We start from the raw sequence: 19859 nt of genomic DNA on the forward strand, positions 1-19859 counted from the left end.
GGGCGCGGCCGCGACCGTAGACTTCCCGGTCGTTTGTGAACGGATGACCGACATGCTGGATATTCGCAGTCTGCGCCAGGACCTTGACGCGACCGTGGCGGCCCTGGCCAGCCGCGGCTTCGAGCTCGACCGGGAGCGCTTCGAGTCGCTGGAAGCGCGGCGCAAGGATCTCCAGGTTCGCACCCAGGAACTCCAGAACGAGCGCAATACCCGCTCCAAGGGGATCGGCCAGGCCAAGGCGCGGGGAGAGGACATCGAGCCCCTGAAGGCCGAGGTCGGCCGTCTGGGTGACGAGCTCAAGCAGTGCGAGGCCGATCTGCACGCCGTGCAGCAGGAGCTGGACGCGCTGCTGATGCGCATCCCGAACCTGCCGCAGAAGGACGTGCCCGTCGGCCAGGACGAGGAGACGAACGTCGAGTTGCGTCGCGAGGGCACCCCGCGCGAATTCGACTTCGAGCCCCGTGACCATGTGGATCTGGGTCTGCCCGGCGGCTGGCTGGATTTCGAGGCGGCGGTACGCGTGGCCGGCTCCCGCTTTGTGGTGATGCGCGGCGAGATGGCGCGTCTTCACCGGGCACTGACCCAGTTCATGCTCGACCTCCACACCCAGCAGCATGGCTACCAGGAGACCTATGTCCCGTACCTGGCGAACCCGGAGTCGCTGGAGGGAACGGGTCAGCTGCCCAAGTTCGACGAGGAACTGTTCTCGGTGGACTGCGACCAGCGTTTCCGGCTGATCCCGACCGCAGAGGTCACACTGACCAACCTGGTGCGAGAGCAGATCCTCGATGCTGGTGCGTTGCCGCTGAAGATGACCGCCCACACCCCGTGCTTCCGCTCGGAGGCAGGCAGCTACGGGCGTGACGTCCGCGGCCTGATCCGTCAGCACCAGTTCGAGAAGGTGGAGCTGGTGCAGGTGGTGCATCCGGAACAGTCCGACGCGGCCCTGGAAGAGCTGCTCGGGCACGCGGAGGCGGTGCTGCAGGCGCTGGAGCTGCCCTACCGCGTGGTGCTGCTGAGCACGGGCGACATGGGCTTCGCGGCCGCGCGCACCTATGACCTGGAGGTCTGGCTGCCGGGTCAGCAGGCCTACCGCGAGATCTCCTCGTGCTCCAATTTCGAGGCCTTCCAGGCGCGGCGCATGCAGGCGCGCTTCCGCCCGGAAGCAGGCAGCAAGCCCGAGCTGGTGCATACCATCAACGGGTCCGGCGTCGCGGTGGGCCGGGCCCTGGTCGCGCTGCTCGAGAATCACCAGCAGGTCGACGGCTCGATCACGGTCCCGGAGCGGCTGCGTCCCTATCTCGGTGGAACCTCGATCCTGAAACCGCCGTCTGAACAGTAAGTTGATTCAGTTGGTGTGGATGTGAGCCAATTCGGAAAGCTAGGTGCGTTCGTCAGTCTGCTGGCGCTGTTGCTGTGCTGGCCGCTGTGGGCACAGGCCGAGATCGAGGAGGGTTTCGATTTCGACGATGCGCCGCGCATCATCGGCCTGCACACCCCGGACTGGTTTGAACTCAGTTTCCTCGACTTGCCGGAAGACCTGGAGCGCGCGGTGGAGCGCGGCAAACAGGGGCTGGCGGTGTACTACGGGATGGACGATTGTCCGTACTGCGAGGCCCTGTTCGAGGTGAATTTCGAGAAAGACGACATTCGCGCGCAGCTATCGGACAACTTCGACGTGGTGGCGATCGACGTCCTCGGGAGCCGCGAGGTCACCGGGCTTGATGGCAAGGTCAGGTTCGAGCGCGAATACGCCTCAGAACAGAGGCTTAATTTTACGCCTTCGATTGCTTTCTATGACGCCGAGGGCGAGCGCATCCACCAGATGCGCGGCTATTATCCGCCATATCGTTTCCGCGCGCTGCTCGACTACGTGACCGAACGCCACGACCGCGAGATGAGCTTCCGCGAGTACTTGGATCGCGCCGACCCCCCGCCCAAGTTCGATGTCGAGGACATCAACGAGCGCGATTTCTTCATCAACAAGCCGTATGCGCTGGATCGCAGCAGGATCCGCGCTCAGCGCCCCCTGGTAGTGTTCTTCGAGCGCGAGGCCTGCCATGCCTGCGATATCCTGCATACCGAGCCGTTGCAGGAAGACGCGGTGCTGGACCGCATCGCCCTGATGGATGCCGTACAACTGGACGCCGAGGACAGTGACACGCCGGTCCTGACCCCGGATGGTCAGCGTACCAACCCGCGCGACTGGGCGGCGGAACTCGACGTGCACTGGGCCCCGACACTGATCTTCTTCGACGAGGCAGGCGAGGAGATCATCCGCATCGACTCGGTCGTGCACCTGAACCGGCTGCGCAACGTGATGGACTATGTGCTCACGCGCGGTTACGAGGATTATCCGACCTTCGAACGCTGGCGCGCCCAGCAACCATAGTCGTAAGGGAAACACTGATGAATGTACACACTCGCATTGGTACCCCAGGTTTTCCGAGACAAGTCGCGTCGCGTAGCGGGTAGTGGTTCTACCCGCCCGTTTTTGATGAATGCGGGGCGCAACGCAGGATCGGGGAACCTGGGGTGTCAACCCCAAAGGGGCTCGGCCTCTTTGGCGTGGGAACGGCGTCGCGGTTCCCTTGTGCAGAATGACTGCACGGCAGTCACTGCGCCTTGTTCGCACGCAAAAGCGACTCGAGCGCGAGCGTGTACATTTATCAGTGTTTCCCTAAGGACCGTACTGCATGCATTTCGAACGTGACTTCGTCCTGCGCAACCGCGAGGTGCTGGAGGGCATTGTGGCCCGTGCCCACCGTGTCGCGCTGGGGATCTTTGTGCTGACCTTCAGCGGCTACGGCATTGCCGTCTGGCTGTGGTTCCAGGATCAGATGTGGGCGGCGCTCATTACCGCGACCGTCAGCTATCTGGTCTTCCGCCAGTTCCGCATGCTGGCACTGGGTATCGCGCGTATGCCGCTTCGCGGTGACCCCGAAGCCCTGGAGGCGACCCGGACACTGGACAATGCGCTGGAAGAGGACCGACCGCACCCGGTGCTGGCCGAGCTTGAGGCTCACCTGCGGGCACTGGACGAGGAGGGATCTCCTGAAGCGCCGTCGGAGGAGAGTGAAGACGACCGGTCGGGTCGCCGGGACTAGGAAGACGCTGATTTCATCGCACGTCCGCGCTCAATCAGCGTCTCGCTATAGCTCGACGCGCACGCCCAGCTTCTGACCGATCACGCGGGCCACAGTCTCGCGCAGGTCGTCCCCGTTGCGATCATCCAGCCAGGCATCTTCGTCCTCGTTGTAGCCGAAGTGGGCCGGCCCCTCGGGCGAGGACAGCCAGATCTGCTGCGCGGCCTCTTGGCGGTTCAGGATCATCTGCGCGCCGTCCTCGAACTCGAGGGTCAGGACACCATCGATCAGGTCGATGTCCAGGTCGTCGAGACCGTCCTGGTCGCTGAGGGAGTTGTAGATCTCGTCGAGGGTCTGTTCGGCGAATACGGCGAAGGAGGGCTGGCTCATGGGTCTCTCGGTTCGGTTATTGCCTCTGGGCGCGGGCAGTATAAGTCAGAGAAAGCGGATGAACGCGATACTGGCCTTCCGGGCGTGGGCAAACCTTCCTATGCCCGCCAGGCGGCGATTGCCAGGCCCAGCCAGCCGAGGATAAAGGCGGTGCCGCCCAGTGGCGCGATGGCCCCCAGTACGCGCGGGGCGCCCAGGGCCAGGGCGTAGAGGCTGCCGGCAAAGAGCAGGATGCCGAGCACGAAGGCCACGGCGCTGGCGGTGGCCCAGCCGGTGGCCAGGTGCGACCACAGCGCCGCCAGCAGGAGCAGGGCGAGGGCGTGGATGAAGTGATACTGGACGCCGGTCTGCCAGGTGGCCAGCGCGCGCTCGGACAGTCGTTCCTGCAGGGCGTGCGCGCCAAAAGCACCGAGTACCACTGCGACGGCGGCGAGCAGCGCCGCGATCACGACCAGCGCGCGGATCATCGGCTCGGTTTCCGTACCTGGCATTAGTGTTTCCCCTAGGCTAGGCGTCGTCGCCCATCTCGTTGTCGACGTCCTGCCCGGCGACCCAGCCCTGTTCGCGGGCCCGTTCGATGGCGGCATCGTGGATGCGCGTGTGGCGCTCGCGAATCTCGGGTGGAAGGTTGGTAATGCGCAGGTCGTACTTGTCCCACTCCGCGTTAACCTGGTCGTGAAGCTGCTGGATGCGGCCTACATCCCAGCCCTCGCAGGTCTCGGTCTCGGGCAGAAAGCCGAATACCCAGGCATCGCGGATAATATTGCCGATCGGCGTCATGCCGCCGTACAAGTCGTTGTGGATGCCGACATAGTGGCGGCTTCCAGAGCGTCTGGCCGTGTTCATGCGCGTAGTGTAGAGGCACGGCGGCCGGGCGCAAAGCACATTTCGTATACAGCGGAGAACAAACATGCATCCCGCGGGCGACAGCCTGAACCGAATGCGTCTGCGCGTCCTCATGAAGCTGATGGTGCTCGGCGCCGCGATCGTGTTCGTCGGCATTCTGGGGAGCTACGCGCTGTCCATGCTGGGGGGTGGCGAGACCGAACGTCGGATCGTGGAGCTGGATGCGATTGCCCCTGGCGAGCTCAAGCGGCTGAACTGGGAGGGTCGGCGCATCCTCGTGTTGCACCGAGATTCGGCCCTTCAGCAGGCGCTGGGCGAGGACGAGGAGTTGGTGGATCCACGTGCCCGGCGGGGCCAGCAGCCGGATGGACTGGAACTGCCGCTGCGCAGTCTGAGACCGGAGTGGCTGGTTGTCATTGGCGAGAGCACCGATCTCGGCTGTGAGCTGGATCTGGTGCACCCGGACGAGGCGGAGGACTGGTCCGGTGGGTTCGTCGATCGCTGCCGTGGGGGGCGTTATGACGCCGCCGGGCGGGTGTATGACGGGCAGGACGCCCGGCGAAACCTGCCGATTCCTGAGTACCGCTTCTCCCGAGACGACCGGCTGATCCTGGGTGGTCCGTAATCGGTGAGGTGGGGGTGGGCCCGCGGGCCGGATTCAGGCGTGCGCGGCGGGTGCGTAGACGTCGAAACGCACGCTCTTGCCCCTGACGCTGCCCTGGGGCGTGTCGGGACCCAGGGCGGGGGCATGCAGGGGCCGCTTCACGACGACCCGCCGCGTGGCTGCCTCGCGTAGCCGCTGCAGCGTCTTTTCCGGGTCGGGGTCCGGGTCACCTTCCATCAGGGCCTGGGTCAGCTGCATGTCCTTCTTGACCGCGGCGCGCTTGGCCCGCTCCGGAAACATGGGATCGAACACGGCGGCGACGGGCGGCGTGCTCAGGCTCGCCGGCGTGGCCAGGCCCGCGTGTAGCGTTATGCGCTCGACGATCGAGGCCAGCGCCTCGTCATGGGCGGCGCGCTGCAGGGCATCCGCCAGCAGCAGGTAGACAACCGGTTGGCGTTCCCAGGCATCCACGCGGAAGCCGTGCGCGGCCAGCAGCAGCGTATCGCGCCCCAGGCCGGCGGTGGCGTCCACCACATGGCTGTCCCGCGGGATATTGCCCATGGCCCGGATCAGGCCCTCTCGCTGATGCCCGCTATGGGCCAGGCGATACCCCTGACGGCCGTTGGCAAAGTCCAGATGTAGACGCAGTTCGCGCCGACCTTCCTCGCGGGTCAGCGACAGTCCGTCCGCGCCGACCTCCAGTACCAGGGGCGCCTCGCCCAGATGCCGATATCCGTGGGCTTGCAAGTAGTGCTCGACCTCCCGGGCTCGGGGCTCCTGCCCCGGTTCTGCGCGGACTTGAAGGGTCACGGTCAGTAGTGCGGCGGAGGCGGCTCGTTGCCGTCTCCGGGGCCGCCGCCCTGGTCCTCGAGTTCCCGCAGCCGGTCGCGGAGCCACTGGAGCTGGCGGCGCAGCTCCTGGTTGTCCTGCTGGAGCTCATGCTGGACGCGAGCCTGCTCTTCCTGGGTGTACTCCTGATGGGCCAGGCGAACCTCCAGCGCCTCGATCCGTGCGATCAGTTCGCGGTCGGTGCGGGATGGATCAGCTGACGACATGCCGGGGCTGTCCCTTGGCGAAAGAGCGGATGTTGGTCGCAGTCTCCTCGATCACGCGCTGGCGGGCACTGCGGGCTGCCCAGGCGGTATGCGGCGTCAGCACGAGGTTCGGGATTTCCGCTGCCAGCAGGGGGTGGTCCGCTGGCGGGGGTTCGGGCTCCAGGACGTCGATGCCGGCACCGCCCAGGCTTCCGGCCCGAAGATGGCGTGCGAGGGCCTCGGGGTCGACCAGGCCACCGCGCGCGGTATTGAGCAGGATCGCCCCCGGACGCATGCGCCGCAGCGCGTCATCGTCGATCAGGTGGCGGGTTTCGGGGGACAACGGGCAATGCAGGCTGACCACGTCGCTGGTCGCAAGGAGCTCCGGCAGCGGGACTCGATCCTCGTCATCCCCGGGCGAGGGCGCCGCTTTTCGCAGGGTCGCGGCCACCCGAACCTGCATGCCGAAGGCTCGGGCCACGCGCGCCGTGGCCTGACCCAGTACGCCATAGCCGATGATGCCCAGGCGCATGCCTGCCAGGGTCCGGATCGGATGATCCAGCAGGCAGAACTGTTCGGAGGCACTCCAGTGGCCGGCGCGGACATCGGCGCGATAGTCGTCCAGCCGCGTGACCAGCGTCAGCAGTAGGGCAAATACATGCTGCACGACGGAGTCCGTTGCGTAGTCGCGCGCGTTGCTGACGGTGATGCCTAGCCGGTTTGCGGCGGCAACATCGATATTGTTGGTGCCGGTGGCCGCCGCGCAGATCAGCTTCAGCTTGGTGGCCGAGGCGAGCAGTGTTTCGTCGAGTACGACCTTGTTCGTGACCACGACATCGGCATTCGCGATGCGAGCGGCGATATCCCCGGGTTCCGTACGCGGGTGCAGATCCCAATCGGGCAGGGCCTCGCGCAGGGGGGCGAGGTCCAGGTCGTCACGATCCACCGTGGACAGGTCGAGAAATACCCCGTGTCGCAGTCCAGTCATGGCGGTACCAAGGAAAAGGGCCCCGCATCGCGGGGCCCGAATCGCTTGCCTGTCAGCCGCTGCTGTTAGTTGTCGCCCATGAAGGCGTGGAACAGGTTCAGCAGGTGGAGGAACATCACGTAGAGGTTCGCGTACAGCGAGACCGTCATCATGATGTAGTTGGCCTCCGGGTCGTGAATCATGCGGCTGGTGTCGAACAGGATCGCCGCCGACAGCAGAAGTACCACGGCCGCCGAGATGGTCAGCGACAGCGCCGGGATCGCCAGGAAGAGGTTGGCGACAATCGCCAGCAGGGCGACGATCAGGCCGACCACCAGGAAGCCACCCAGGAAGCTGAAGTCCTTCTTGGTGGCCAGGGCATAGCCGGACAGCGCGACAAAGGCGACCGCCGTGGCGGTAAAGGCATTGCCGACGATCTGCGGCCCGTTGGGCAGGCCCAGGTACATGCTCAGGATGGGGCCGAGGAAGAAGCCCAGCACGCCGGTGAAGGCGAAGGTCAGCACCAGTCCGAGCGCGGAATTGCGCGCGGCATGGATGGCAAACGGCCCGCCAATCAGCACCGCCAGCAGGACCAGCCAGTGAACCGCCGGGGCGCCCACGGCCATCGCTACGAAGGCCATCACTGCGCTGAATGCCAGCGTCACCGACAGCAGCATGTAGGTCTGGCGGATGACCTTGTTGGTCGAGATGGTCTCGCTGATGGAGCCAGTGCTAGACGGGTTGCGACTCGAGCGAACGATCTGGTCTCGGGACACGGGTCAACTCCTCATTGGGTTCGTAACCTGCTCAGTGTAGCGACTGACGCCGGTGGTTGCAGCCCTTTCCGCCGTCCGTGGCGGGGGCTTCCGGCATCACTTGATCGGTTCCCCCACGCGCTCGGAGATCTCCTTCACCGCGTGGTCTGTGGACTTGAAGATGTTGTCCTTGCCGATGATGTCCTCGAGCCCGGTGCGCTGCATGACCTCCAGGACCTGCGCCTTCACGCCGGCGAAGACCAGGGTGATGCCGCGCGCCTTCAGGCGGTGGACCAGCTGGTGGATGACTTCTTCGCCGGAGGCGTCGATCTCGTTGATGCCCTTGCCGACCACGATCAGATACTTGGCCTGCGGGTGGCGCGCCAGCAGATCCAACACCGCATCCTCGAAGTAGGGGACGTTGGCGAAGTACAGCGAGCCGTCGAAGCGCATCAGGCCAACCTTTTCGTTGGTCTCCAGGCCGTAGCGCTGGGCCTCGCGCAGGGTCCCGTCCTCAAAGCGGGCCAGTTCGGACACGCGTGGCTGCATGGTGCGATACAGGTACAGCACGATGGCCAGTCCGGCGCCTATCAGGATGCCGTAGTCCAGGTTCGGGGCCATCGCCAGTGTGGCGACAAAAGTCACGACCGCTGCAGTACCGTCATGCTTGTTGGCCACCCAGGCATGCTTGATTGCCTTGAAGTTAATCAGTCCGACCACGGCCATCATGATGATGGCTGCCAGCACTGATTGTGGCAGGTGGTAGATCAGCGGCGTCAGGAAGAGCAAAGCGATGCCGATGATTACGGCCGTGAAAACCGAGGCCAGGCCGGTTCTCGCACCGGAATTCAGGTTCACCGCCGAACGTGAGAACGACCCACTAACGGGGTAGCCCTGGGTAAAGCCGCCAGCGATGTTGGCCATGCCCTGGGCCATCAGCTCCTTGCTGGGATCCAGGCGCTGTCCGGTGCGCGCGGCCATCGCCTTCGCGATCGCGATGGCTTCGGTGAATCCGACTAGCGCGATAACGAACGCGGTGGTCAGCAGCGTGGTGATGGTGCCGAAGCTGATCTCCGGCGCCGAGATCGAGGGCAGGCCCTGGGGCACGTTGCCGACGACCGCACCGCCGCCATTCAGGGTCACGTCATTGCCGTCCACTCGCTCGATTCGCCAGGCGGTGCGCTCGGCACGCTCGCGTTCGGCGTCCGTCAGGTGGTCATCGGCGACAAAGCGCTCGGGTTCGTCGTCGGTCGCCGGGAGGCGTCGCAATGTAATACCGCGCAGTTCTTCGCGCAGTGGGGCCAGTTCGGCGCGCAGCTCGTCGCGCGCCAGTCGCACCTGTTCCTGCTGGAAGCGCAGGGCCGGCGCATCGCCGCGAGCGGCCTCCTCAATCTCCACTTCCAGTTGGCGTATACGCTCCTCGAGTTCCGCTCTCTCGGTCCGCTTGTCCTCGACCTGCTGCGCGAGTTCGACGATCTCGTTCGGAGCGATCTGGTCCAGCGTGGAGTCGGCCTTGCGTTCGTAGCCGATCAGCCAGGAGATCAGGATGGTCACGATGACAGCGACCAGCACCCCGGGAATCTTGGGCGCGACGCGCTTCATCCCCACCATCACTGCGATGGCGCCCAGTCCAAACGCGAGGGTAGGCCAATGGGTGTTGCCCAACTCGAGCACGACACCCCACAGGCCCAGCAGGAAGTGGCCCGACGTGTCGATCGGTACGCCCAGCAACTTGTTGAGCTGAGACAGGCCGATGATGATCGCCGCGGCGTTGGTGAAGCCGACGATCACGGGGTGAGAGATGAAACTGACCAGCGCGCCCAGCTTGAAAAGGCCCATGACCAGCTGGATCACGCCCACGATCAGGGCCAGCGCGATCGCCAGCATGATGAACTCGGAAGAGCCCTCGGCCGCGAGAGGCACCAGGGCAGATGCGGTGAGCAGCGACACCACTGCGACCGGGCCGGTCGCGAGCTGATTCGAAGACCCCCATAGCGCCGCGACCATGACCGGCAGCAGCGAGGCATAAAGGCCATAGACCGGCGGGAGGCCGGCAAGCTGGGCATAGGCCATGGACTGGGGAATCAGCACCAGTGCCACGGAGATCCCCGCGATCAGATCCGCGTTGAGCGTTTGTTTGGTCGGACGCCAGCTCAAGAACGGAAAGATGCGCAGGAGGATCGGGTTCATTGCGGTACTCGCTTGGCCTGTTCGTGACGTAGACGACGGCGCGTCGAGCGATCCCGCATGCCCGGCGTACCCGGGCCGTGTGGCTGCCAGGGCCGTCGTCACGCTTTTGGCAGCCATCTCTGGCCCGGGCTCAGGCCGGGCGCAGTCGGGGGAAGGGGCGATTATAGAGCGCCGCCTTATTTTCTTCTATCAAAGACATTCAATACGAAACATAGCCTACAGGAAATGCATTTGTGGCTCGTGCGGACGCAGGATCCATGTAAAAACGCCCCGGTCACCAGCGGCGATCGGGGCGCAGTAGCGTCAGGTGTAGGTGTGACTTACTGCGGGGGTGCCATGCCCGGGCTGCCACCCTGCTGCATTTCCTGCTGCAGGCTCTCCAGACGCGCGATGATGTCATCGATCTCCGGATTCTCTTCGCGCATCGCGGCCATGAGGTCTTCGCGCAGCGATTCCTGGGCGGAGATGATCTCCTCGTCCTGCGCGACGGCCTGCTGGGCCTCCTGCAGGTTCATCTGCGCCTGCTGGACGTCTTCGGACTGGATTACCTGCTGGCGTTCCTCGGCGCTCAGATCCGGGTCGCGCAGGCGTTCTTCGGCACCTTCCAGGGTTTCGAGATCCTGACGCGGCTGATAGCCAGCCTGTTCCATCTTGTCGAGGACCAGGTTTTCAAGCTCTTCGCCCTTTTGCTCCAGATCGGGGTTGTTTTCGATTGCCTGCTGCTGCGTCTCGGCCAGGGTCTGCTGCAGCTGCTGCATTTCCATTTGCGGATTGGCGCCGCCTTCCTGCTGCCCCTGCTGGCCCATGCCTTGCTGACCCATGCCCTGGGCCATGACCAGCGGGCTGGCCAGCGCGAGCGCGGCGGCGGCAATCAAACCGGCGAGAGGCCGGAAACGGTTCGTCATGATCATTCTCCTCGTGAAATTACGGTGGGAAGCTTAATGAGTGGCAACTTAACAACAGCTTAACAGGCGCAAGCCGAGGTTTCCGGGGCAGCCCGGTTTTCGTTGCAGGCTTCTCGTTTTCTGTGTTGCTCAGGCCCCCGGGGTGCGAAAGAGTGCGATGTCGTTAGTCGGTAAATGAATCTGCCAACCCAGATGTGCGGCGATCCAGCGCAGGGTGGCGGGCCCGTAGAAGGCCACATGGGTTGGGTCACGGCGGTAATGCCAGCGATGGAAAATGCACGCGGGGGGTGGCCAGCCGGTCATGATCGCAATCGTGCCACCGGAGCGTAGCAGGTTGGCCATCGTGTCCAGCGTGGCAAGCGGGCTGTGCAGATGTTCCAGCACCTCGGTGCAGGTGACGAGATCGAAATGGTCGCCGGGAGCAGGTCGCTCGGGGTCGAACACCGGATCGTATGCCTGCATGGCATAGCCACGCGTGCGCAGCATATCCGCCAGAACCGGATGGGGGCCACAGCCCCAGTCCAGGCCCTGCGCTGGCGGTGGGCAGTGCGCCTCCAGCGGCGACAGCAGGCGGCCCAGGAAATGCCGATATCCAGCGTCATCCGGCCGGTTCTCGTGGGTCTGGTAGTACTCGCGCTCGACTTCGGGTGTAGGCCAGCGCGAACGCTCCAGGACAATCAGGGAGCAATGGCGACAGCGCTGGTAATCCCCGGGCGAGGGGTCACGCACTCCACGGCTGAAAAACGGGCGCAGAGGGCTGGCGCACAACGGACAGCGGGCCATGCGTCAGTGTCTCCCTAGCGGCGCAGGAAGCGGAACCAGGACGCGATGTTCAGCAGGCTCATCAGGGACTGGGCGAGATAGGTATAGGCCGCGGCCTTCAGGATCCGCTGGGCGTGGGGATAGTCCGGGGGGTGAAGGTAATTGCCCCGGCGGAGCATCGGCAGGGCGCGGCGAAAGCTCGCGTCGAACTCGGTGGGCAGGGTGACGAAGTGCACCAGGGCGGCGAGCCCCATCGACAGGATCCCGGCCAGAAAGAACAGGATGCCCGGTGCCGGATGTCTGGCGATCAGAGTGATCACGGGTATCGCGACCATTAGCCAGGCCCCGATTTGCTGGCCGTAGCGCGACAGGCATACAAGGTTGCTGCGCATGCGCAGGGGCGGGTAGTCCTGAGCATGCTGGATCGCATGCCCCACTTCGTGCGCGGCCACGGTGATCGCGGTGAGCGAGCGGCCACCGTGGTTGTCCTCCGACAGCCGTACCGCGCGATCAAAGGGGTCGTAGTGGTCGCCGTCGCGGGTGGATTCGACACGCACGTCTTGCAGGCCATGGCGATCCAGCAGGTCACGCGCCAGTTCGGCCCCGGTGCCGTTGTAACGGTCCTCCGGCTGGCTGTACTTCTTCATTGTCTGGCGTACCCACCAGCTCGGGGCCCAGGCCAGGAGCAGCACGAGCGGTGCGAGCAGAATCAGCAGTCGCATGCCTTCATCATGGCGCGACTTCCACTTCGGGGGAAGTCGTCCGCATAAATCCGTACACCGGTCCTTTCTCGCTCAGTCTTCGGCCTCGTCGTAATCGCCCTTGTGCTTCGGATTGGGACGGGCCCGCTGGTCCTTCGAGTAGTCGCGACCGTCTTCGGTGTCCTCGCCCGTTTCCTGCGTGAGGCGCAGATGCGCGGGCGGGGCCGTCCCGTCCTTTTCCTGACCGAAGTAGACGGTCTGATGGGGGAACGGGATCTCGATGCCGGCCGCGTCGAAGTGCTTCTTGACGAGGCGGTTGTATGCACGACCCAGGCCGAACTGGGTTCCGGGCAGCGTCTTGATGCGGATGCGCACGTTGACGGAGCTGTCCGCCAGCGCGGTAACCCCGTGCACTTCCATCTCGTCGAGGATGTTCGGACCCTGATCCGGATCTTCCTTGAGCTCCTCGAAGGCCTCGCGCAGACGCACGATGACCTCGTCGATGTCCTCGCGATAAGCGACGCCGTACTCGCCGACGTGGTAGGCGTACTCGCGCATGTAGTTGGAAACGGCATCCACCGACGAGAACGGAATCAGGTGATAGGTGCCGGACAGGTCGCGCAGGCCCATGGAACGGATTGTGAGCTTCTCGACCACCCCGGTCATGCCGGCCACCGTGACCACGTCCCCGGTGTTGATGGCCTTTTCCAGCTGGATAAATATCCCCGTAATGATGTCCTGCACCAGTTTCTGTGCACCAAAACCAACAGCGAGGCCAAGGACGCCGGCACCGGCCAGTAGTGGCCCGATATTCACGCCGATCTCCGCCAGCACGATCATGGTGGTCATCACGGCCAGTACGATGGCGACTGCGTTGCGGAACAGGGTCAGCAGGGTCTTCTCGCGCGCGCCGGGCTCGCCCTCGCCGGTAGCCGGGCTCAGGCGGTGCTCGATCCAGCTGGCGAATACGAGCCAGATGGCCAGGGCGGCGATCAGAATCAGGGCGACCGAGATGGCGGTTCCGAGGACGTACATGCCCGCATCGGAGGCGATCCAGGCGCCAAGATTGAACGCGCCCCAGGCATCCAGGATGACCGCCAGCACGATGAGCAGGATCACCAGGCGCATTGTCTTGAGGGCCATCGGAATGTAGGAGTTCAGGCGTGCCTCGAGCATCGGGAACTTGACCCGCGTCTCGTCCGGGACCCGGATCTCGCGGCCAATGATCTGGCTGAGCACGTTGGCGACAAAGACGCCGATGAAGATGGCCAGTAGCGTCTGTCCGGTGGCCTTGGCCATGAAGGGAAGGGCATCTTCCGGACGGGTAATGCTGACGATCGCCAGGGTCAGGAAGTAGACCAGCGCGATCCAGTGCCAGGCGTTCGCCAGGAAGGTCAGCGTCATGCGCGTGAAGGCGAACCCGGCGCGGTTGGCGACCAGGATCAGGCGATCATGCACGCGCTGGCGGTTCTGCAGGATGATGACGGCCGCGTAGAGGAAGGCCGTCAGCATGACCAGCAGCCCCAGCGAACGGCCAGCCTCGCTGGAGAGGTGATTGTTGGTCAACGGGACCAGCAAGAGCAGGCCGTAACCGATGTAGGTCACCAGGCGCGCCAGCCAGGCATTCCAGTAAGCGGCCTCGTCGCCGGCCATCGGCAGCAGCCGCAGGCCGTGGTAGCGCGTCGCGAAAATCAGGCGCAGCGCGGCTTTGGTCACCTCGATCAGCAGGAAGGCATTGAGGAACAGCGAATGCCGCATAAGCATCTCGCCGGATTCCCCGAGCACAAAGAGTGCGAGCCCATAGCCCGCCACCCAGGCCAGGAGAACGATCAGAAAGTCGATCAGTGCCGCCAGGAGGACGGCGGGAAGCGCCCGTAGCAGGTGATACTGTCTCGCTGAGTGGATCACCCAGCGGTCCAGGGCGGCGAACATCGGGCTGCCAAGGCGCCGCAGGATCAGGAAGGCGGCGACCGTCAGCACGATCAGGATTGCCAGGTCCAGCATCCCGGCGCCAAACACCACCGGATCGATCGTGCGCATCTGTTCGCCAATGTCCGCGGCGATTTCGTTCAGCGCCCGAATCTCCTGCACCGTGCCTTCTGCGAGCGATTGCGTAATCTGGGCAATCTGGCGCGGGATCGACATCGGCTCGTCGGTGTTGACGGCCTCATCGTCCGCGGCGGCTTCTTCGTCCTCTGGCCGTTCGGCGCGCAGTGTTTCGAGCAGTCGTTCGCGAGCTTCCTCGTTTTCCAGTGCCTCGATCAGTGCGTCGTGCAGCTCGCGCCCGTCGCCGTCCTGGGCTTGAGCACCCACAGGCAGCAACAGTGACAGTGTGAACAGGGCGAGGAGAACAAAGGGGAAGCGCAAGAAGCGGCTCGGGGACACGGGCGGACCTCGGGTTTGGACGGGGTTCGCGGGTCGCGCGGAAGAGCAAAATGCGAGCATCCATGCGACAGCGGAGGAGGCCAGTCTAGGGAAACACTGATCAATGTGCACGCTCGCGCTCGAGTCGCTCTCGCGTGCGAACAAGGTGCGGTGACGGCCGTGGAGTCAGTCTGCATAAGGGAGTTGCAACGCCGTGTGCGCGCCCGTTCCTGACAACAACGGGTGACCGCTCCGGGACTATTCCAGCAGCATGGGGTCCAGCCAGGCGATGCCCAGCTGGGTCATCTGGCGCTCGATCCACGCGATGCGCTGGGTAAGGCGTGGACCCGGGTTGACCGGGTTGTAACTGCCCGGGCTGGGGAGGATGGCGGCCAGACGGGCGGCCTGGTTCCGATTCAGTTCGCGCGCCGGTATGCCAAAGTAGTGCTGGGCTGCATTTTCGATCCCGTAGATGCCGGGGCCCCATTCCGCCAGGTTCAGGTAGACCTCAAGGATACGTCGCTTGGGCCAGACGGTTTCCATGCCCGCCGTGAGTCCGGCCTCGAGTGTCTTGCGGATCCAGGAACGCTCGTGCCACAGGAAGAGGTTCTTGGCGGTTTGCTGGCTTATGGTGCTGGCCCCGCGCAGGCGCTGGCCGTGCAGCATGTGGTCATCCACTGCCTGGCGCACCGAGCCCCAGTCGAAGCCGCGATGCACGGGGAAGTGCTGGTCCTCCGCCGCGATAACGGCCAGCATCAGGTGGCGTGGCAGATCATCCAGCCGCTGCCATTCCGGACGCAGCCGCGAGGCGGTCTGCCAGTCCGTAGCGACGACCATCGCCATGCCGTAGGGCGGGTTGACCTTGGCAAACAGTACAATCAGCCCGAGCGCGAACGTCACCACGAGCGCAAGTGTGCCGGCCAGCAGCCAGGCCAGCGTGCGTATCAGGCGAGCAATCGGTCCGCGCCGTCGGCGGGCCATCAGGTACTCCCTGGATGTGAGCGGCGAGCGGAACTCATGGAAAAAGGATACCTCGACTCGTGCGTCGACCGAGCGCTGTCGGAGGGGCGTTGTGGCAATATTCCATCATCTCGGCCGGATGAGGAATCTCGTCACCGGGTGAACTGTTTCCATCGTACGTGGCCCAAGTTTTCAAACCGGTCTGTGGCCGGGTGGCTCCATCCCATTCACGCGAATCAGAAGGAGAGACCCATGGACGTGATGCCCTATCGGTATACCACCCCCAGTGGCGAGGCCGTTTCCTTCGAGTTCCGCTTGCACCCCGAGACCGGATCGGCCGTCCGTGTCCAGCAGTTGCTGGATCGGCTGGTCGACACCCTCGATCACGAGATCGGATTGCTGGGCGATACCTGCAACGGTGATGTACTGCAGGCGTTGGCGATGGCGCTCGCCGTACGGACCGACATGATCCCCGCACACCCGGAAATGACGCACGACCTGGCACGGGACGTCGTCGAGCGTGCACTGGGGTCGCTGCAGGCCGAATATCAGTACATGGGCCCGGTGGGCCATGCGTGACCGCCTGTCTGGCGACCGGCGTCCAGTTGTCTTTTTTGATGGCGGCTGTCCACTTTGCCGGCGCGAGATCGGCCACTATCAGCGGCTGGATCCGGTCGGTCGCCTGGACTGGAAGGACATTCATGCCGACCCGGGGCCACTGGAGCCATGGGGAATCGGCTGGGATGTGGCGATGCGGCGTATGCATGTGGTTGATGCCCAAGGGCGTATCCACAGCGGCGCTTGGGCGTTTGTAGTCGTCTGGCGGCATCTGCCGTATTACCGCGCACTGGGGGAGGCGCTGTACCGAGTGCCGGCTGTCGTGTGCCTGATGGACCGGGTGTATGACTGGATTGCCGTGCGACGCTGGCGATCGCGCTGCAGCGATGGGGCCTGTCGCTCGGATTAGGGAAACACTGGTGGTTGCTGGTGGGTCAGGTGACTGACTGTTTCGGCGTCTGCTGGCGCCGCGTTACTTGAGGAAACCGGAGCCGTGAAACAGCTGCTGGTGGGGCTCGCTTTCGCAATGGGTATAGTGCTGGGTGCGCCGGGCTGGGCGGATGACCTGGACACAGAGCGGGCAATTGTGGGCCAGTTGCAGGAGCCCCATCGGATCCTGCTCATGCGCCATGCGGCGGCGCCGGGTATCGGCGATCCCCCGGACTTCGATCTTGCAGACTGCGACACACAACGGAATCTCTCCGAGGCGGGCCGGGAACAGGCGCGCGGGCTTGGCGAGCGCCTGCGCGCCGCCGGGCTGGAAGAGATCCGTGTTTTCGCGGGTCCCTGGTGCCGCAATGCCGACACGGCCCGGCTTCTGGGGTACGGTGAACCGGAAATTCTGGATGCGCTGGGCTCGATCATTTCGTACCAATGAACTCGATCGGGAAGCCGCATGCGTGCCTGGCATCAGCATCTTGCGGAAGAATTCGCGCGCGCCGCGGGCCCGGCGGTGTATGTCACGCACCGTGCGAATATCATGGAGTTGTCCGGTCGCAACATTGGCGCGGGCGACATGGTGGTGGTGGAGATCGATGCCGAGGGTGGAGCCCGGCCTGTCGCCGACTGAGAAGGCGGACGCCGACACCCGGACGCCTACATGTATGGCCCGATGATGCGCGCGATCCAGCCGTAGATGCGGTACTTCCAGGGCCGGTTTTCCCAGGCCTCGATCGTCATGCGCTCGGCCTCGGCCTTGTCTTCCTCGATCAGTGCCCGGATGGAGCGGGCAAAGTCTTCGTCATAGACGTTGAGATTGGTTTCGTCGTTCAGGCGGAACGAGCGGTTGTGCAGATTGGCGGAGCCGATGGTGGCCCAGCGGTCATCCACGCTCATCAGCTTGGAGTGGTACATCCGCGGGTGGTATTCGTACAGCTCCACACCGGCTTCGAGTATCGGACGCCAGCGATTGACCGACGCGTGGCGCACGAAGCCGAAGGTCATGGTGTCGCCCGGCATCAACACGCGGATCCGGACACCGCGTTCGGCGGCCTCGGTCAGGGCATCGAGAAAGTCTGGATCGGGATAGAAATACGCCGTTCCAATCGTTACCTGGTCTTCGGCTGCGGCCAGGGCGTGCAGGAACATCTTGCGAATGCGATGGCGCCCCTCGCGAGGGGCGCTGACTACGACCTGCGCATCCAGATCACCTTCCTCCTCGAGTTCCGGGTAATAGGCATTGCCCAGCAGCAATTCGCCCATGGCATCCAGCCAGGTCTCCATGAAGGCCGCTTGCAGGTTGCCCACCACGGGCCCGCTAATGCGGAAATGGTTGTCGCGGTAGGGTTCGTGGTCCTCGTCGGGTACCCAGGAATCCGCTACGTTGGCGCCCCCGACGAATCCCGTGTGGCCGTCCACGACCAGGATCTTTCGGTGCGTGCGGTGGTTGAACCGCGACATCTCGTACCAAGACGGTTTGCGCCAGCGCACGACCTCCGCGCCGGCATCGGTCATGCGGTCGAACTTCTCCTGGGCGGCCGCCACGGAGCCGATGTAATCGATGACCACGTGCACCTTCACCCCACGCTCGGCGGCGCGCGCAAAGGCCTCAGCGAAGCGGGCGGCCTGATAACCCCAAAATTCGTATACCTCGAACGTAACCGTGTGTTCGGCGTTCTCGATCGCCTCGATCTTGGCGTCATAGATGGCCTCTCCGTCGCGCAGCAGCTCCAGACTGTTGCCGGAGACGATCGGCTGTTGCAGCGTGAGCCCCATTCCGCGGCGAAACGCACTGTCCGAGGTGCCGTAGTCGATGGCCACCGGGACCTTCACCCGGTCGGGTTTCGGGAGGAGGTTGAAGAGGGCAACGTTTGCCAGCACGAAGGCGAGCGCGAGGCCCAGGAGGATGCCGACAGGGATGCCGATGACGCGGCGGCGCATGGAGGGCCTCTTGTATCGAACCCGCTGCAAGGAAACGGGGGGATTGGGTGGCCGGTATCGCACCAGCATCGTTCAGTGTACACAATGCACAGTGAACCACCCTGGACGAATGTCATGAATCCGTTTTTGGAAGCCGCACTGGACGAAGCGCGAACCGGTTGGGACGAAGGGGGTATCCCCATCGGCTCGGTGATCGAGCACGCGGGACAGATTGTCGGGCGGGGGCATAACCGGCGGGTGCAAAATGGCAGTGCCATCCTGCATGCCGAGATGGATGCCCTGGAGAACGCCGGGCGGCAACCTGCAAGCGTTTACCGCGAGTGCACCCTCTACACGACGCTCTCGCCCTGCGCGATGTGCAGCGGGGCGATCGTGTTGTACGGCATCCCGCGTGTGGTGGTCGGCGAGAACGCCACCTTCATGGGAGAGGAGGACTGGCTGCGCTCGCGCGGCGTGCAGGTCGATGTGCTGCAGGACGCCGCCTGCCAGGAGCTGATGGCCGCCTTCATTGAACGCCACCCGGATCTCTGGCACGAGGACATCGGTTGCGAATAGCCCCGTTATGACCGGAACGCACTTTCTGGCGGGCGGATCGTGCTTGCCACCCGGCTCCTGTAGCAGCACAGGCCCGATGACCGAGAAATGCCTCATGGTGCGTTGCGCGCCCAGGTCGGGTGTTCTGGCATGGTTGCTGCTTTGGTGCCGGGTGCAATGCAGACCAGGAGTACCCCATGATCGATGGCATCGGAATGAACCAGGCGGCCCTGGCACGACCGACCCATTCGGCGCAAAACCTGAACAATGCCGGGCAGGCCGGCAACCAGGCACCACAGGCCGGACAGGCGGCCCACGCACAGCCCGCCCAGCCGGCCCAGGCCCAGCAGGCACAGACCGCCACGCAAGCGCAGTCGAACGGTCAAATCAACGGGCAGGGCGCGGGCGTCTCGACTTCTCCACATGTCGCCCAGCCGGCGTCCACCACGCAGGCCCCCTCGGCATACGAGGCGGCATTCTCGCCCCAGGGCGTGAACGCGACTCCGCCGACGCAGGCCACCGCAATGCCGCTGGCCGGCGGTCAGGTCAACGGGGCCCCGCAGGCCGACGATGCCTCCCGGATGGACGCCGTTCCGGACGACGAAGTGGACATGGGCCAGACCTTCATGCCCGACGGCTCGGTGCAGTCCAACTCCAACGAGAACCTCGGATCGCACTTTGACCTGCAGGCGTGACTCTAGGGAGACGCTGATTTAATCGCACGTCCGCGTTGGTGCCCCCTGTTTTCCGAGACAAGGCGCGTCGTGCAGCGGGTAGTGGTTCTACCCGCAAGCGGCGCAACGCAGGATCGGGGAACAGGGGGC

Annotated in this window: 22 protein-coding genes and 1 pseudogene; 9 read left to right on the plus strand and 14 right to left on the minus strand. The window is 64.5% G+C overall.

Translation table 11 applies throughout. The features are described 5' to 3' along the window. Positions 1-52: 52 nt before the first annotated feature. The 3 genes from serS (at position 53) to F623_RS0109695 (ending at position 3107) form a co-directional block, all read left to right on the plus strand. Positions 53-1342 carry a serine--tRNA ligase gene (gene serS, locus F623_RS0109685; RefSeq protein WP_018861845.1) on the plus strand — a complete coding sequence of 430 codons (1290 nt, stop codon included), beginning with the start codon at positions 53-55 and terminating at the stop codon, positions 1340-1342. 15 nt (positions 1343-1357) lie between these two features. Then, positions 1358-2392 carry a thioredoxin fold domain-containing protein gene (locus F623_RS0109690; RefSeq protein ID WP_018861846.1) on the plus strand — a complete coding sequence of 345 codons (1035 nt, stop codon included), beginning with the start codon at positions 1358-1360 and terminating at the stop codon, positions 2390-2392. A 304-nt stretch (positions 2393-2696) separates the two neighbouring features. Then, entirely contained in the window at positions 2697-3107 is a 411-nt protein-coding gene (locus F623_RS0109695; RefSeq protein ID WP_018861847.1) for a hypothetical protein, read from the plus strand. 45 nt (positions 3108-3152) lie between these two features. On the opposite strand, the gene cyaY is transcribed toward F623_RS0109695, so the two are convergent. From cyaY to F623_RS0109710, 3 genes are all read right to left on the minus strand, one after another. Continuing rightward, a complete protein-coding gene (gene cyaY / locus F623_RS0109700; protein ID WP_018861848.1) occupies positions 3153-3476 on the minus strand; it encodes an iron donor protein CyaY in 324 nt (107 codons plus the stop codon). Positions 3477-3574: 98 nt separating this feature from the next. Beyond that, positions 3575-3967, minus strand: a complete 393-nt coding sequence (locus tag F623_RS0109705) for a DUF423 domain-containing protein (RefSeq protein WP_018868455.1) — start codon at positions 3965-3967, stop codon at positions 3575-3577. Between the two features lie 16 nt (positions 3968-3983). Beyond that, positions 3984-4256 carry a hypothetical protein gene (locus F623_RS0109710; RefSeq protein WP_018861850.1) on the minus strand — a complete coding sequence of 91 codons (273 nt, stop codon included), beginning with the start codon at positions 4254-4256 and terminating at the stop codon, positions 3984-3986. A 130-nt stretch (positions 4257-4386) separates the two neighbouring features. On the opposite strand from F623_RS0109710, the gene F623_RS0109715 reads away from it, so the two are divergent. Then, a complete protein-coding gene (locus F623_RS0109715; protein WP_018861851.1) occupies positions 4387-4947 on the plus strand; it encodes a hypothetical protein in 561 nt (186 codons plus the stop codon). A gap of 33 nt (positions 4948-4980) precedes the next feature. Here the strand turns inward: F623_RS0109715 and F623_RS0109720 are convergent, their stop codons facing one another. From F623_RS0109720 to mtgA, 10 genes are all read right to left on the minus strand, one after another. Next, positions 4981-5736 carry a class I SAM-dependent methyltransferase gene (locus F623_RS0109720; protein WP_026279372.1) on the minus strand — a complete coding sequence of 252 codons (756 nt, stop codon included), beginning with the start codon at positions 5734-5736 and terminating at the stop codon, positions 4981-4983. A 2-nt stretch (positions 5737-5738) separates the two neighbouring features. Then, positions 5739-5981 carry a SlyX family protein gene (locus tag F623_RS0109725; protein WP_018861853.1) on the minus strand — a complete coding sequence of 81 codons (243 nt, stop codon included), beginning with the start codon at positions 5979-5981 and terminating at the stop codon, positions 5739-5741. Beyond that, entirely contained in the window at positions 5968-6948 is a 981-nt protein-coding gene (locus F623_RS0109730; protein ID WP_018868453.1) for a D-2-hydroxyacid dehydrogenase, read from the minus strand. Before F623_RS0109730 ends, F623_RS0109725 begins: the two co-directional genes overlap by 14 nt. A gap of 65 nt (positions 6949-7013) precedes the next feature. Further along, positions 7014-7703 (minus strand): Bax inhibitor-1/YccA family protein, encoded by a 690-nt coding sequence (locus tag F623_RS0109735; RefSeq protein ID WP_012982306.1) that lies wholly within the window; start codon positions 7701-7703, stop codon positions 7014-7016. Between the two features lie 96 nt (positions 7704-7799). After that, on the minus strand, positions 7800-9872 hold the full coding sequence (locus F623_RS0109740) for a SulP family inorganic anion transporter (RefSeq protein WP_018861855.1): 2073 nt from the start codon (positions 9870-9872) through the stop codon (positions 7800-7802). A 320-nt stretch (positions 9873-10192) separates the two neighbouring features. After that, entirely contained in the window at positions 10193-10777 is a 585-nt protein-coding gene (locus F623_RS0109745) for a hypothetical protein (RefSeq protein ID WP_026278710.1), read from the minus strand. Positions 10778-10906: 129 nt separating this feature from the next. After that, entirely contained in the window at positions 10907-11560 is a 654-nt protein-coding gene (locus tag F623_RS0109750; RefSeq protein WP_018861857.1) for a class I SAM-dependent methyltransferase, read from the minus strand. Between the two features lie 14 nt (positions 11561-11574). Continuing rightward, a complete protein-coding gene (locus F623_RS0109755) occupies positions 11575-12261 on the minus strand; it encodes a zinc metallopeptidase (RefSeq protein ID WP_018861858.1) in 687 nt (228 codons plus the stop codon). Positions 12262-12333: 72 nt separating this feature from the next. Beyond that, positions 12334-14625: a mechanosensitive ion channel domain-containing protein gene (locus F623_RS0109760; protein ID WP_018868452.1), complete on the minus strand. Its 2292-nt coding sequence runs from the start codon at positions 14623-14625 to the stop codon at positions 12334-12336. A 237-nt stretch (positions 14626-14862) separates the two neighbouring features. Further along, a complete protein-coding gene (mtgA, locus tag F623_RS0109765; protein WP_018861860.1) occupies positions 14863-15585 on the minus strand; it encodes a monofunctional biosynthetic peptidoglycan transglycosylase in 723 nt (240 codons plus the stop codon). Between the two features lie 231 nt (positions 15586-15816). On the opposite strand from mtgA, the gene F623_RS0109770 reads away from it, so the two are divergent. The 3 genes and pseudogenes from F623_RS0109770 to F623_RS13555 all read left to right on the plus strand — a co-directional run bounded on the left by F623_RS0109770 (position 15817) and on the right by F623_RS13555 (position 17191). Then, positions 15817-16143, plus strand: coding sequence for a hypothetical protein (locus tag F623_RS0109770; RefSeq protein ID WP_018861861.1), 327 nt, complete (start codon positions 15817-15819; stop codon positions 16141-16143). After that, a complete protein-coding gene (locus F623_RS0109775) occupies positions 16136-16531 on the plus strand; it encodes a thiol-disulfide oxidoreductase DCC family protein (RefSeq protein WP_018861862.1) in 396 nt (131 codons plus the stop codon). Before F623_RS0109770 ends, F623_RS0109775 begins: the two co-directional genes overlap by 8 nt. Before the next feature lie 117 nt (positions 16532-16648). Beyond that, positions 16649-17191: pseudogene (locus tag F623_RS13555) on the plus strand (histidine phosphatase family protein). Positions 17192-17217: 26 nt separating this feature from the next. Here F623_RS13555 and F623_RS0109790 read toward each other — a convergent pair. After that, positions 17218-18501 carry a phosphatidylserine/phosphatidylglycerophosphate/cardiolipin synthase family protein gene (locus tag F623_RS0109790; RefSeq protein ID WP_018861865.1) on the minus strand — a complete coding sequence of 428 codons (1284 nt, stop codon included), beginning with the start codon at positions 18499-18501 and terminating at the stop codon, positions 17218-17220. 114 nt (positions 18502-18615) lie between these two features. On the opposite strand from F623_RS0109790, the gene F623_RS0109795 reads away from it, so the two are divergent. Both F623_RS0109795 and F623_RS0109800 read left to right on the plus strand, forming a co-directional pair. Next, positions 18616-19056 carry a nucleoside deaminase gene (locus F623_RS0109795; protein ID WP_018861866.1) on the plus strand — a complete coding sequence of 147 codons (441 nt, stop codon included), beginning with the start codon at positions 18616-18618 and terminating at the stop codon, positions 19054-19056. 176 nt (positions 19057-19232) lie between these two features. Further along, positions 19233-19730: a hypothetical protein gene (locus tag F623_RS0109800; RefSeq protein WP_018861867.1), complete on the plus strand. Its 498-nt coding sequence runs from the start codon at positions 19233-19235 to the stop codon at positions 19728-19730. Positions 19731-19859: the final 129 nt, after the last annotated feature.

Origin of the sequence: Thioalkalivibrio sp. ALD1, from assembly GCF_000381245.1 — a bacterium.
In the GTDB taxonomy this organism is placed as follows: Bacteria; Pseudomonadota; Gammaproteobacteria; order Ectothiorhodospirales; family Ectothiorhodospiraceae; genus Thioalkalivibrio.